The sequence below is a fragment of the Acinetobacter rudis genome, from assembly GCF_000829675.1.
GTDB lineage: Bacteria > Pseudomonadota > Gammaproteobacteria > Pseudomonadales > Moraxellaceae > Acinetobacter > Acinetobacter rudis.
Window position 1 is genome coordinate 1 of sequence record NZ_BBRX01000028.1, and the last position, 15,020, is coordinate 15,020.

10 protein-coding genes and 2 tRNA genes are annotated in these 15,020 nt (G+C 40.0%); 3 read left to right on the top strand and 9 right to left on the bottom strand.

What is annotated here, in order from left to right; all coding sequences use genetic code 11:
• From lpdA to sdhC, 7 genes are all read right to left on the bottom strand, one after another.
• The coding region (lpdA, locus tag Aru01_RS08150) for a dihydrolipoyl dehydrogenase (protein WP_042111274.1) at positions 1 to 1,352 on the bottom strand (1,352 nt) is incomplete at its 3' end.
• Between the two features lie 63 nt (positions 1,353 to 1,415).
• Positions 1,416 to 2,609 carry a 2-oxoglutarate dehydrogenase complex dihydrolipoyllysine-residue succinyltransferase gene (gene odhB / locus Aru01_RS08155; RefSeq protein ID WP_016655269.1) on the bottom strand — a complete coding sequence of 398 codons (1,194 nt, stop codon included), beginning with the start codon at positions 2,607 to 2,609 and terminating at the stop codon, positions 1,416 to 1,418.
• Positions 2,609 to 5,449 carry a 2-oxoglutarate dehydrogenase E1 component gene (locus Aru01_RS08160; protein ID WP_040331075.1) on the bottom strand — a complete coding sequence of 947 codons (2,841 nt, stop codon included), beginning with the start codon at positions 5,447 to 5,449 and terminating at the stop codon, positions 2,609 to 2,611. The genes odhB and Aru01_RS08160 overlap by 1 nt, the downstream gene beginning before the upstream one ends.
• A 561-nt stretch (positions 5,450 to 6,010) precedes the next feature.
• Positions 6,011 to 6,721, bottom strand: coding sequence for a succinate dehydrogenase iron-sulfur subunit (locus Aru01_RS08165; protein WP_016655267.1), 711 nt, complete (start codon positions 6,719 to 6,721; stop codon positions 6,011 to 6,013).
• Between the two features lie 14 nt (positions 6,722 to 6,735).
• Positions 6,736 to 8,571 (bottom strand): succinate dehydrogenase flavoprotein subunit, encoded by a 1,836-nt coding sequence (gene sdhA / locus Aru01_RS08170; RefSeq protein WP_016655266.1) that lies wholly within the window; start codon positions 8,569 to 8,571, stop codon positions 6,736 to 6,738.
• Between the two features lie 12 nt (positions 8,572 to 8,583).
• Positions 8,584 to 8,949: a succinate dehydrogenase, hydrophobic membrane anchor protein gene (gene sdhD / locus Aru01_RS08175; protein WP_016655265.1), complete on the bottom strand. Its 366-nt coding sequence runs from the start codon at positions 8,947 to 8,949 to the stop codon at positions 8,584 to 8,586.
• Positions 8,949 to 9,350 (bottom strand): succinate dehydrogenase, cytochrome b556 subunit, encoded by a 402-nt coding sequence (sdhC, locus tag Aru01_RS08180; protein WP_155757929.1) that lies wholly within the window; start codon positions 9,348 to 9,350, stop codon positions 8,949 to 8,951. Before sdhC ends, sdhD begins: the two co-directional genes overlap by 1 nt.
• A 969-nt stretch (positions 9,351 to 10,319) precedes the next feature.
• Here sdhC and gltA point away from each other — a divergent pair.
• The 3 genes from gltA to Aru01_RS08195 all read left to right on the top strand — a co-directional run bounded on the left by gltA (position 10,320) and on the right by Aru01_RS08195 (position 14,455).
• Complete coding sequence (gene gltA / locus Aru01_RS08185; protein WP_016655263.1) at positions 10,320 to 11,594, top strand: citrate synthase; 1,275 nt, start codon at positions 10,320 to 10,322, stop codon at positions 11,592 to 11,594.
• Between the two features lie 358 nt (positions 11,595 to 11,952).
• Positions 11,953 to 12,456: a hypothetical protein gene (locus Aru01_RS08190; protein ID WP_016655262.1), complete on the top strand. Its 504-nt coding sequence runs from the start codon at positions 11,953 to 11,955 to the stop codon at positions 12,454 to 12,456.
• A gap of 373 nt (positions 12,457 to 12,829) precedes the next feature.
• The gene (locus Aru01_RS08195; RefSeq protein WP_016655261.1) at positions 12,830 to 14,455 is read left to right on the top strand and encodes an NAD+ synthase; all 1,626 of its coding nucleotides are present in this window, start codon (positions 12,830 to 12,832) and stop codon (positions 14,453 to 14,455) included.
• 120 nt (positions 14,456 to 14,575) lie between these two features.
• Here Aru01_RS08195 and Aru01_RS08200 read toward each other — a convergent pair.
• A tRNA-Met gene (locus tag Aru01_RS08200) sits at positions 14,576 to 14,652 on the bottom strand.
• A gap of 271 nt (positions 14,653 to 14,923) precedes the next feature.
• A tRNA-Met gene (locus Aru01_RS08205) sits at positions 14,924 to 15,000 on the bottom strand.
• Between the last annotated feature and the right edge of the window lie 20 nt (positions 15,001 to 15,020).

Sequence of the window (15,020 nt, forward strand, 5' to 3'; positions counted from 1 at the left end):
GGGTGACCAAAAGTCATCAATTGAAGATCTTCAACAGAAGATACGAACTCAAGTGCGATCATACCTTGGTGTACGATATCAGACGCGCCTGGTCCAATAACGTGCATGCCCAAGAGACGGTCAGTTTTTGCATCAGCAACAAACTTCACGAAACCAGCAGCTTCACCAGCAGCAAGTGCACGGCCATTTACAGCAAACGGGAATTGACCTGTTTTAACTTCATGACCTTTCGCTTTCGCTTCTTCTTCGTTGAGACCAACCCAAGCAGCTTCAGGATGCGTATAGATCACAGAAATGATTGTGTCATAGTTCACTTGTGCAGCATGACCGTGAATACGTTCAACAGCCATTACACCTTCTTCCATTGCTTTATGAGCAAGCATTGGACCACGAACCAAGTCACCAATCGCATATACGCCATCAATTGATGTAGCGCATTGATCGTTTACTTCAACAAAACCGCGTTCAGTCAATTTAATGCCAGAATCTTCAGCCAATAGACCTTCTGCATAAGGCTTACGGCCTACACATACGATCAACTTGTCAAATGCTTGTTGTTTATCTTCACCAGCTTGGTTGAAAGATACAATGACTTCAGCACCTTGAACTTCAGCTTTAGCAACTTTAGCACCAATACGGATGTCTAAACCTTGCTTAGTCAGAATCTTTTGATATTCTTTCGCCAAAGCTTTGTCAGCCATAGGCAAGAAGCTATCAGTAGCTTCAAAAATAACAACTTCTGAACCTAAACGACGCCATACTGAACCGAGTTCAAGACCGATTACACCTGCACCAATCACACCTAAACGTTTAGGTACTTCAGCGAACTCAAGTGCACCCGTTGAATCAACAATAAAGTTTTCATCTACAGGAGCAACTGGGATGTTTACAGGAACAGAACCAGAAGCCAAGATTACATATTTAGGCTCAAGAACTTGAACTTCACCTTCAAACGGTGTGAATTCAACTTTTTTACCTGCAAGTAATTTACCTGAACCTTGTAACCACTCGATGCCATTACCTTTAAGTAATTGCGCAACACCGCCAGTAAGTTGATCTACAACTTTGTCTTTACGAGCAAGTAGTTTTTGCAAATCTAAAGATACGCTGTCAACAGCAATACCATGATCTTCTAGACCATGTTGAGTGTCTTCATAACGATGAGAAGAATCAAGTAATGCTTTAGAAGGGATACAACCTACGTTTAAGCACGTACCGCCTAAAGATGGTTTACCTTTATGGATACGTTTTTCGATACAAGCAACTTTAAAACCAAGTTGTGCAGCACGAATAGCAGCTTCATAACCGCCTGGACCACCGCCAATAACAACAAGATCAAACTGTTGTGACATTTTTATCTCCATGCACTCAGATGAAGGATCGCTTCACCTGAGTGTAGAATCAATTGGGAAGTATTAAAGATCAAGAATCAATTTAGCTGGCTCTTCTAACAATTCTTTGATTGTTACAAGGAAACCTACAGCTTCTTTACCATCGATCAAACGGTGATCATAAGAAAGCGCTAAATACATCATTGGTAAGATTTCAACTTGACCATTTACTGCCATAGGGCGTTCTTGGATTTTGTGCATACCCAAGATTGCAGTTTGAGGCGGGTTCAAAATTGGTGTAGAAAGCAATGAACCGAAAGTACCACCATTAGTAATAGTGAAAGTACCACCAGTCATTTCTTCGATAGACAATTTACCTTCACGTGCTTTAGCAGCATAAGCGCCAATGCCGTTTTCAACTTCAGCATAGTTCATGCGGTCTGTATCACGTAATACAGGAACAACTAGACCACGATCTGAAGATACAGCAACACCGATGTCATAGAAACCGTGATATACGATATCGTCGCCATCAATAGATGCGTTTACTGCTGGGTAGCGTTTAAGCGCTTCGGTACAAGCTTTAACAAAGAAAGACATGAAACCAAGACGAGCGCCATGGCGTTTTTCAAACATGTCTTTGTATTGCTTACGCATTTCCATAACAGGCTTCATGTTTACTTCGTTAAACGTTGTAAGCATAGCTGTAGTTTGAGAAGCAGCAAGTAGACGTTCAGCAACACGCTTACGTAAACGAGTCATTGGAACGCGTTTTTCAATACGTTCACCAACAGCAACGCTTAATGGAGTTGCAGCTGGTTTAGTTTGATGATTTGACACGTCTTCTTTAGTGATACGACCACCACGGCCTGTACCAGCAACGTCTGCAGCATTGATACCAGTTTCAGACAATGCTTTACGCACAGCTGGAGATTGGTCTTGTACAGGTTGAGCACGTTCAACAACAGGTGCAGCACCTGCTTGAGCTTGTGCAGCAGACTGTTCTACTTGAGCTTGCGCAGGAGCAGCAGCGCTTACAGCACCTTCTTCAAACTGTGCAATTACTTCAGCAGACAATACAGTGTCGCCTTCGTTTTTAACGATTGCAACAAGGCTACCATCAGCAGGAGCAACAACTTCTAAAACAACTTTATCGGTTTCAATATCACAAATGACTTCGTCACGAGCGACAGCTTCACCCACTTGTTTGTGCCAAGTCGCGATTGTGCCATCAGCAACTGATTCTGGGAACACCGGTGCTTTGATTTCGGTTGCCATTACTTTGTTTCTCCTGATTGATCAGCTACGATCGCTAAAGCGTCATTCACGAGCTGAGCTTGTTGTTTTGCATGCAAATATGCTGAGCCACATGCAGGTGCAGCTGATGCTTCACGTCCTGCATAACTAATGCGAATTTGTTTACCAGATTTGATGATATCGTCATATAAACGAGGAGCGATGAATAACCAAGCACCTTGGTTTTTCGGTTCTTCTTGCGCCCACACCAATTCTGACACATTTGGATAAGCTGCGAGAACTTCAGCCAAACGTTTTTCTGGGTAAGGATACAATTGTTCAACACGAACAATAGCAATATTGTTTAAACCTTGTTCACGACGTTTTTCAAGTAGGTCGTAATAAACTTTACCACCACAAAGAACAAGACGTGTAACATCTGATTTGTTGATTTGATCAACTTCATCAATCACAGTTTGGAATGTACCAGTCGCAAGCTCATCTAAGTTTGAAACAGCTAACTTATGACGAAGTAAAGACTTAGGAGACATTACAATCATTGGCTTACGAATTGGACGTACTGCTTGACGACGCAATGCATGGAAAATCTGAGCAGGTGTAGTCGGCGTGATCACTTGCATGTTTTCTTCTGCGCAAAGCTGTAAGAAACGCTCTAGACGTGCAGATGAATGCTCTGGACCTTGACCTTCGAAACCGTGTGGTAACAACATGGTTAAACCACAAACACGTTCCCACTTCGTTTCACCAGATGCGATGAACTGGTCAATAACCACTTGAGCACAGTTTACGAAGTCACCAAACTGAGCTTCCCAAACGATTAAGCTTTTCGGCAATGTAGTCGCATAACCATATTCAAATGCCAATACTGCTTCTTCTGAAAGCAATGAGTCATAGATTGCAACACGTGGTTGGTTTTCTTTAACGTGACATAAAGGAATATAGACAGAACCATCTACTTGGTTGTGCAATTTAGCGTGACGATGTGAGAATGTACCACGACCAACGTCTTCACCAGTTAAACGAACTAAATAACCATCGTCTAACAAAGTTGCATAAGCTAAAGTTTCAGCTGCACCCCAGTTTAATGGAACTTCACCAGTTTGCATCTTCAAGCGATCATCAATCACTTTAGATACTTGGCGTTGCATCACAAAACCTTCAGGTAATTTACGCATGCCCTCACCGAGCTCTTTTAAGCGCTCAATTGGGAATGTCGTATCCCAAACATCAGTGTAGTCATGACCCAAATACGGGCTCCAATCGACATACATTTTTTTGTTTGGTTCAAGTACCAAAGCGTTAGCAACATGATTACCCGCTTCTAGGTCTGCACGATAGTCTTCGATCATTTGATCTGCAGTTGCACGATCAAGTACTTTTTCTTGTACCAATTGATCAGCATACAATGTACGTGTTGTCGCTTTTTTATTGATGATTTGATACATCATTGGCTGAGTTGCAGCTGGCTCATCCGCTTCGTTATGACCACGACGACGGTAGCAGAACAAGTCAATGACAACGTCTTTACGGAAAGTATGACGGAAATCATGTGCCAATTGAGCGATATAAACAACTGCTTCAGGGTCATCACCATTGACATGGAAAATCGGCGCCTGAATCATTTTTGCGATATCAGTACAGTATTCTGTAGAACGTGCATCACGTGGATCAGAAGTCGTGAAACCAACTTGGTTATTCACAACGATGTGCACAGTACCACCTACGGTATAACCGCGGGTTTGTGACATTTGGAAGGTTTCTTGGTTTACACCTTGACCTGCAAATGCAGCATCACCATGTACAATTACAGGTAATACGTCATCACCACCAATGTCTTTACGACGTACTTGGCGAGCACGAACAGAACCTTCAACCACTGGTCCAACGATCTCTAAGTGAGATGGGTTAAACGCTAGTGCTAAGTGAACCTCACCACCTGGTGTCATTACGTTTGAAGAGAAACCTTGGTGGTATTTAACGTCACCAGAGCCTTTTTTATGTAGTGCTTTACCTTCAAACTCACCGAATAGGTCAGCTGGGTTTTTACCCATGATGTTGACGAGAAGGTTGAGACGACCACGGTGTGGCATACCAATCACAACTTCTTTACAGCCAACTTTACCTGCACGTTGAATGATTTCGTTAACCATTGGAATAAAAGACTCACCGCCTTCTACACCAAAACGTTTAGCACCAACGTATTTATTGCCGAGGTATTTTTCTAAACCTTCAGCAGCAGTTAAACGCTCTAAGAAATGTTTTTTCTGATCAGCGCTAAAACCATATACACCACGATCGTTCTCAAGGCGCTGTTGGATCCAACGTTTTTCTTTAGTGTCCACGATGTGCATATATTCCACACCGACAGAACCACAATACGTTGCTTCCATCGCATTGACCATTTCAGATAAAGTTGCTTCTGATTTGCCAAGTGCTAAATTACCTGTATTGAAAACCGTATCTAGATCAGATTTGGTCAACCCATGTGTAGCAAGATCTAAATCAGGAACATCTTCACGTTTAGCCAAACCTAGAGGATCAAGGTTTGCTTTTTGATGGCCACGATTACGATACGCTGCGATCAATTGCAAAACTGCGATTTGACGACGTTCATGCTCAGTGCTGACTTCACTCTGCACCACGGGTTGAACGCGATTGGAGTTGCGACCTAATAATAGAAATTGTTCACGGATATTTCCGTGTGGCTGGTCGCCTTTAGGGAATTTATCAAAATATTGACGCCAATCCTCGCCCACCGAGGTTGGTGAAGACAGGTATTGCTCGTAAAGCTCTTCTATATACGCTGCACTATCAGCGGAAAGTTCAGTGTCAAGACGCAATGCGTCAGCAACTTCTTGCATTTGTGGACCCATTTCCTTTTGCAAAAATATTACAGGTTGCTTGTTAAGCAATCCCATGATTGACAATGCCAAATTGATCATATGACATTCACCCTTTTGGCGATAAACACCCAGGGCGATAGTGCACATCTAAATATCAGACGTGCGCAATGAATCATAACGCCTCCATTGGCATCATCACTCACTTTATACTCGACAATGTCGAGCAATTTTTTTTGCAAATTGGCTTAGAAAAAACAATTGAATGATTATTTTTTCTAAAACAGCTCACACGATTATTTACCCATTTGATCAAATCTTCATGTATCAAACGGCAAAAAATTGCATTTTAAAGTACCGCACTTTTTACCTCATGCAGACTTGCTAAATGCTAACATGAACTCAACAGCCTATTGATTTTATTGACACATACCACCTATAAATTTACTAAATACAGACATTGCATAAGTAACATACATATGATGTCCCATTATTAAATTTCAACCCCAATAAACTTAGTTAACGTTTTTTTGCACAAAAAAAAGGCGCACATTGCTTGAACGTGCGCCTCTTGATGTTAAATCAACCTACTTGGTCGAGTAACATACTACGAATGTGACCAATTGCCTTAGTTGGGTTTAAACCTTTAGGACAAACTGATACACAGTTCATAATGCCTTTACAGCGGAATAATGAGAATGGATCGTCCATACGGTTCAAACGATCTTGAGTCGCGGTATCACGAGAGTCAATGATAAAGCGATAAGCATTCAATAGTGCTGAAGGACCTAAGAATTTATCAGGGTTCCACCAGAACGATGGGCATGAAGTTGAACAACATGCACAAAGAATACACTCATACAAACCATTTAAGTGTTCACGCTCTTCTGGAGATTGTAAACGCTCTTTAGCTGGTGCAGGTTGATTGTTAATTAAGAATGGCTGAATCTTGTCGTACTGATCGTAGAACTGATTCATATCAACAACCAAATCCTTAATCACTGGCAAACCAGGTAATGGACGGATGATGATTTTCTCAGGCAAGTCATTTAAGTTTTCTAGACAAGCCAAACCATTTTTACCGTTAATGTTCACACCATCAGAACCACAGATCCCTTCACGGCAAGAACGACGGAAAGTCAATGATTCATCTTGAACTTTCAGCGCAAGCAAAGCATCAAGCAACATACGGTGCTTATCAGTGAGCTCAAGCTTGAAAGTTTGCATGTACGGTGCTTTGTCCTTATCAGGATCATAGCGGTAGATTTCGAATGTACGAGTACCTCTACTCATCTTGTTTCTCCCGATTAGAATGTACGTGGTGCAGGTGGAATTGGATCAACAGTCAATGGTTTGAAACGTACTGGCTTGTATTCAAGACGGTTGTCTATTGAATACCACAATGTATGTTTCATCCATTCATCATCACGACGTCCATAAGAATATGTCGGATGATCAGCTGGCAATTCATAATCCACAACTGTATGTGCACCGCGGCACTCTTTACGCGCAGCAGCAGAAATCAAGGTCGCTTTAGCAACTTCATATAAGTTTTCAACTTCTAGTGCTTCAACACGTGCTGTGTTAAATACTCTAGATTTGTCTTTCAAATGAATGTTACGTACGCGTGGCTCGATTGCAAGAATTTGCTTAACACCTTCGTCCAATAACGCTTGAGTACGGAATACACCAGCGTGATCTTGAACAATGTCACGAATCGCATCAGCAACGTCTTGAGCGTTTTCACCAGATGTAGAATCATCTAGCAAACGAATACGCTTCAAAGTTGCTTCTAATACGTTTGTAGGAAGTGGTTGATATTCATCACCGTGGTGTTTAGTCACATAATCAATAATGTGCTCACCAGCAGCTTTACCAAATACAACCAAGTCAAGGAGTGAGTTTGTACCTAAACGGTTTGCACCATGAACAGATACACAAGAACACTCACCAATCGCATAGAAACCTTTAACAGGTTGTGTATAGTTTTCCGTACCTGGTACAGGAAGAACAACTTGACCATGCATGTTGGTTGGAATACCACCCATTTGATAATGGATTGTTGGTACAACAGGAATCGCTTCTTTTGTAATATCAACGTTGGCAAATTTCTTACCAATTTCAAATACAGAAGGAAGACGCTTCATGATGGTGTCAGCACCTAAGTGAGTCATATCGAGAAGGATATAATCACCTTTAGGACCACAACCGCGACCTTCTTTGATTTCTTGGTCCATTGAACGTGATACGAAGTCACGTGGTGCCAAATCTTTCAAAGTTGGTGCATAACGTTCCATGAACGGTTCGCCATCTTTGTTACGTAAGATCGCACCTTCACCACGACAACCTTCAGTCAACAATACACCCGCACCTGCCACACCAGTAGGGTGGAACTGCCAGAACTCCATATCTTGCAATGGAATACCCGCACGTGCAGCCATACCTAGACCATCACCAGTGTTGATGTAGGCATTTGTTGATGCACGGTAAACACGACCAGCACCACCAGTAGCGAATAAAGTTGCTTTCGCTTGGAATACAGCAATATTACCCGTTTCTTGGTCAATTGCAGTTACACCAAGAACTTCACCATCTTCGTTACGAATTAGGTCAAGTGCAATCCACTCAACATAGAATTGAGTACCCATTTTCACGTTGCTTTGATATAGCGTATGCAAAAGTGCATGACCAGTACGGTCAGCTGCTGCACAAGCACGTGGAACTGGTTTATCACCATAGTTAGCTGAGTGACCACCGAAAGGACGCTGATAGATTGTACCATCTGCGTTACGGTCAAACGGCATACCTAGATGCTCTAATTCATAAACAACTTTTGGCGCTTCACGGCACATAAATTCGATTGCATCTTGGTCACCTAACCAGTCAGAACCTTTTACTGTGTCATAGAAGTGATAATGCCAGTTGTCTTCTTGCATATTACCCAAAGATGCACCGATACCGCCTTGAGCAGCAACTGTGTGCGAACGTGTTGGGAATACTTTAGTGAGTACTGCAACTTTCAAACCCGCTTGAGCAAGCTGGTAAGAAGCACGCATACCTGAACCACCACCACCGACGATAACAGCATCGAAAGTGAGGTTTTGAATATTTGAATAATCTTCTTTAGGGGTTATCGCGCCCATGATCTTTTCCTATCAGTTCGCCCAAAAAATCTGGATAGCCCAGATGGCATACGCAAACACTGCAATAATGACAGCCGAAGTCAACACCAAACGTAAACCTGATGCTGAAGGACCCATTTGACGAGTTGTTACGTAGTCAGTAAATACCTGCCACATACCAATCCATGCGTGTGCGATAAGTGATAAGACTGCCAACAATGAAAGTACTTTCATTGGTAAAGTCATCATAAAGCCAGACCATTGTTCATAGTTAAAACCACCATTACAGATGATCCAACCCAAAACAACTACTGTATATACTGAAAGTACAACAGCACTTACGCGCTGAATATACCAATCACGAGAACCTGACCCTGTTAATCCTGTAGCACTTTTCATTAGAACATAATCCATACAAAGGCCGCGACAATACCAACCGCAGACAAGATTAATGAAATTGTAGCTGCAATACGACCACTTTGAAGTTCTTCTGCAACTCCAAGGTCTGCTAACAAGTGCTTGATACCATTAACAAAATGGTAAATCAAACCAGCCACAAAAACCCAAACGACAAAGCGTACAATGAGATTTCCAAATACGACAGTTTTAACGTACTCAAATCCATCTGGTGAAGATAACGACTTATCTAAAATCCATAGTAATACTGGAACTAATAAGAATACGATTACACCTGAGAGGCGGTGTAGAATTGATGCAATAGCCACGGGTGAGCGTAAGTTTACCGCTAACACTTGACCCATGGACAAATTGACAGGTCTGTTGCTTTTCACAGCGGGCATCCTGTAAGTAAAAACTCCGACTGGAGTTTGTTAGAATTAATTCGAAGGAAAGCTGGCATCGTCAGGCAAGCAAATGCCTAATCTTTTAAAACGACACTGAATTATAAAGCGTCAGTAGTTAAATTTCAAACTATCTCGTTGCCAAGCCTTGTAAAATATCGACAAATAAGAATCATTTACAATTACAACTTCACCCTTCGACTTCGATATTTTGAACAATTGTACTGTAAAGCAATTGGAAAACGTGCTGATTCATCTCAAATAAATTTAATAATGTTCTCGCCACAATTTTTACATTTTAAAAACATATTAAACTAAAGAATAAATTTTACACGCCAAGACGCTAAACCAACCAACTTTTCTCAATGAGATTTATTTTAAAAATAAAAAATATAAGCAGCAGTAGCTGCGCACTCCCCCTCTTTTTCGAATCTGTGCTCTAAGATTTTTTTGTTGTTTTACGCTGTTGATTTATACAAATAAAAAAAAATTAAGCTAAGTTTGTCGATTAGTTCACAGCTCAATTGTGCTATTTTTAGCCAAAGAATTTTAAAAATGAAAAAAAATATTTCAGCATTTATATCTTTTCATCACCACCTTAAAAACCTTTGATTTCGGCTGAAACACCCTGCCTTTTGTCGTTTCAAACTTTTGTTTTTTTTAAAGGGCTCAAAATTCAACCCATTTTTCTTTTGAAAAAATTTTTTTATTCATCGCGTCGCCAATAATTTTCTGCACCAACTTTGTAATTTGACTTATTATATCGTGTCGTCGCTATAGCAAGATATTTAGACCAGCATAAAATGCATGCTGAAATATGTGTAATGCGCAGATATTTATCCCTAAGTATAATTGACAAACTTGCAGCGACTACTTAGCTTATAGCAACTTTTAGATCCATCTGATTCAACAACAAAATTGAACATTTTGAATTAGATACAATATCCACCAGGACAGGAGATATGTTGAATGTCTGAAGCAACTGGCAAAAAAGCCGTACTCGAGCTTGATGGCAAAAAAATTGAATTACCAATTTACAGCGGCACATTGGGCCCAGATGTAGTTGACGTTAAAGACGTATTGGCCTCTGGCCATTTCACTTTTGATCCTGGCTTTATGGCTACTGCTTCATGTGAGTCAAAGATCACTTTTATTGACGGTGACAAAGGTATCCTTTTACACCGTGGTTATCCAATTGATCAACTTGCAACTCAAGCGTCTTACCTTGAGACTTGCTACCTCTTGTTAAATGGTGAACTTCCTACTGCTACTCAAAAAGCAGACTTTGAAGTTAAAGTAAGCCAACACACAATGGTTCATGACCAAGTAAGCCGTTTCTACAATGGTTTCCGTCGTGATGCTCATCCAATGGCTATAATGGTTGGTGTAGTAGGTGCATTATCTGCGTTCTATCACAACAATCTTGACATTGAAGATGTTAATCACCGTGAAATCACAGCGATTCGCTTAGTTGCTAAAATTCCTACGCTTGCTGCGTGGAGCTACAAATATACTGTTGGCCAACCATTCGTATACCCACGCAATGACTTGAGCTATGCAGAAAACTTCCTTTACATGATGTTTGCTACACCAGCTGATCGTGATTACAAAGTTAATCCAGTGCTTGCTAAAGCAATGGATCGTATTTTCACATTACATGCTGACCATGAGCAAAACGCATCAACTTCAACTGTACGTCTAGCTGGTTCTACTGGTGCTAACCCGTATGCGTGTATCGCTGCTGGTATTTCTGCACTTTGGGGTCCTGCTCACGGTGGTGCAAACGAAGCTGTACTTAAAATGCTTGATGAAATTGGCAGCGTTGAAAATGTTGCTGAGTTCATGGAAAAAGTTAAACGTAAAGAAGTTAAACTCATGGGCTTCGGTCACCGTGTTTATAAAAACTTCGACCCACGTGCTAAAGTCATGAAACAAACTTGTGACGAAGTTTTAGCTGCACTGGGTATCAACGATCCTCAATTGCAACTTGCAATGGAGCTTGAGCGTATTGCATTAAGCGATCCGTACTTCGTTGAACGTAAACTTTATCCAAACGTAGACTTCTACTCAGGTATCATCCTTAAAGCGATTGGTATCCCAACAGAAATGTTTACTGTAATCTTCGCTCTTGCACGTACAGTAGGTTGGATCAGCCACTGGTTAGAAATGCACAGCGGTCCTTATAAGATCGGTCGTCCTCGTCAGCTTTACACTGGTGAGACTCAACGCGACATCAAACGCTAAGTTTTTAGACTCAGTGTTGAAAAAGCCACCTCTGGGTGGCTTTTTTTTATCATATTGACTTGATCTAATTCAAAATAAGCAGCAATAACTCCATTTTGAAAAAAAATATAAATAAATACAAATCGAGCTATTTTTAATGATTTCAAATATTAAAAAAACTTAAATTACAGCTGACATCATTGATAGTTTACTCATAATTAAAAATTAATGTGTAGAGCACCAACAATCCACCCTGATAAAACCAATTAAAGAAGGAAAAATTGATGAATGACAAATCGCAAAAGCTAAGCTCTATTTTAAATTTAACTGGCTTGTCATATGCTAGGTGACGATATAATTTTTTTAAATCTATAATCATATGCTTAAACATCGTCTATTTTTTTCTTTAATCATTTACTTAATCCCTTTATTAAAATTAGATTTTTTTATTTGCCGAAAACTTACAGTCGGAGAAATTAAGTTATGTAATTTGGTATTTGGCGATCTTATAAATTATGATTCAGTGCAAGTCATGAACCAATGTTTTCTACCCTGGCAGCCAGCAGGTATTATTATGGCGCCTTGTGGTGCAATACATTTACACCCAAATGATTATCGTGATGACTTCTCTGTGCAATCCTTATCAGAACGTGCAATCTTCATTCATGAGATGGCGCATATTTACCAATACCAGCAAAACATAAATGTATTGCGCCGAGGCATGATATTACAGATTGCATATTATTTAAGTTTTAAATGCTACAACCCCTATCGTTACCAACTTAAATTAAATAAAAATTATTTTTGCTATAATATTGAGCAGCAAGGAAACATCGCGAGCGATATCTACCTTGGAAAGATTAAAAACATCATAAAAAAATAGATAAAAGACTTTTCCATAATCAAGTGTTTAAAAAACAATACTGTTAAAAAAAATTACATAAAAAATAAATATTTATTTTTATTTTTTTTGTACTTTATTTACCAGATGGTAAATATGTTTTTTTACTCACCAACAAATAGCATTATAAAAGTGAATAATCTTCATTCAGTGCTAGCTTCTTAATAAATTTTAGTTAAAATACTGAGTGTTTCTCATTTTTGCATTGCAAAAAAGGTATATTTAATAATCAGTTATTGGTTATTAAACCCCATGATTTGGCTGTATTATTTTAGCATGTGCATCTGCCTCATAACTAAAGCTATAAAATCAAGCAGTTGTGCCCTTAATCCACAAGGTATAGGATTTTACTTAAATGAAAAGTTTTAAAATTGCCCTTGCACAATTCTCCCCGGCCATTGGCAATATAGACTCAAATGTTCAAAAGATGATTAATCTGGCGAATGATGCTAAAAAACAAAATGCAGATCTGGTTATATTTCCAGAACTCTCAATGATTGGATATCCTTCCGAAGATTTATTATTGCGCCCAAGTTTAAGCAAACGTACTGCTCAAGCATTTAAACAATTAAGTCAAGTTAAAGATATCGTCATGGTTTTTGGTTTCGTTAATTTGAATGACCAAGGCCAACGTTATAATTCTGCTGCCGTCATGAAAAACGGCGAGATCCTCGGTATATATAACAAACAAAATCTACCGAACTATGGTCTATTCGATGAAAAACGTTATTTTGATACAGGTAATCAATATCTCGTTTTTGAGTACTTAGAACACAAGTTTGGCGTACTTATTTGTGAAGACCTCTGGACCGCATCAACTGTTCATCAACTTGCACTACTCAATGTTGATACAGTTCTCGTGTTAAATGCTTCACCTTATGAAGTAGGTAAACCTTTACACCGCATTCAAACCATCCAAAATCTGACTCAACAACTTAAACTTAATGTTGTTTATTGTAATCAGGTCGGTGGACAAGACGATATTGTGTTCGATGGCACCAGTTTTGTGATCAATGCTCAAGGTGAAATGACTTATCGCGCACCAAGTTTCCAAGAATGTTTACAAGTCATAGACTACGATCATGAGCAAAAATCATATCGCAGTATTGAACCTGCAGCGACACTTGATACCATGGCTGAGATTTATCAAAGCTTAGTTATGGCAACTCGTGATTATGTACAAAACTCAGGTTTCCCAGGGGTACTCATTGGGCTATCTGGTGGTATCGACTCAGCTCTGACACTTGCCATTGCTGTTGATGCACTTGGTGCAGATAAAGTACAAGCACTGATGATGCCATATACTTATACAGCGCAAATCAGTGTTGAAGATGCCAGTGAGCAAGCTAAAAATCTAGGTGTTGCTTTCGGTATTGCTGAAATTAACCCGATTGTAAACAGCTTCATGCAGACCCTGTACCCGTTCTTCGGTAACAGCTCTACAGATACAACTGAGGAAAACCTACAGGCACGCTCACGTGGCACGCTCCTTATGGGACTTTCTAATAAGTTTGGTAACTTAGTCCTCTCTACAGGAAATAAATCAGAACTTGCTGTTGGCTACTGTACTCTATATGGCGATATGGTAGGTGGTTTTGCTGTCCTCAAAGATATTTATAAGAGTATCGTCTTTGAACTCGCCAAATATCGTAACAGCATTAGCGAGACACCTGTTATTCCTGAACGTGTAATCACTCGTCCACCATCGGCAGAACTTCGTCCTGATCAAAAAGATCAAGACTCATTACCGGCCTATGACGTTCTAGATGCGATTCTTTACGCGTATATCGAAGAAGACTTAAGTCAAGATGACATTATCGCGAAAGGCTACGATAAAGCGACTGTAGAGCGTGTTATTCAACTGGTTGACCGCAACGAGTATAAACGTCGCCAAGGTGCAATTGGACCACGAATCACTTCTCGTGCTTTTGGTCGTGAGCGTCGTTATCCGATCGTTAATGGTTGGAAACCTGGAATCTAATTTAGCTTTTCGCAATATCTATACCCAAGCACATGCTTGGGTATTTTTTTATATTAATATATAACTCAATTTAATTTACACATAAAAAAAGACCACGTTTGAGAACGTGGTCTATAAAAATGGTGGCTATGACGGGACTTGAACCTGTGACCCCCGCATTATGAGTGCGGTGCTCTAACCAACTGAGCTACATAGCCAAAAACTGTGAGCGCATTATCTAAAGATCCAAGCCTATCGTCAAGTGCTGTTTTTATCTTATGATTATTGTTTATACAAATACTCTTTATTTGATTGTTTTTTAACTTATTTAGCTATTTTTCACGCCAAATTTACCCTTGAGTTCATCCGTTGCTCCATTCAATGTACTCAGGTTATTTTTACATACCATAATTTACCTACAGCAAAAAATGAGTAGCTTTATTTTTCAGACAAAAAAAAGACCACGTTTGAGAACGTGGTCTATAAAAATGGTGGCTATGACGGGACTTGAACCTGTGACCCCCGCATTATGAGTGCGGTGCTCTAACCAACTGAGCTACATAGCCAAAAACTTGTGCGCGCATTA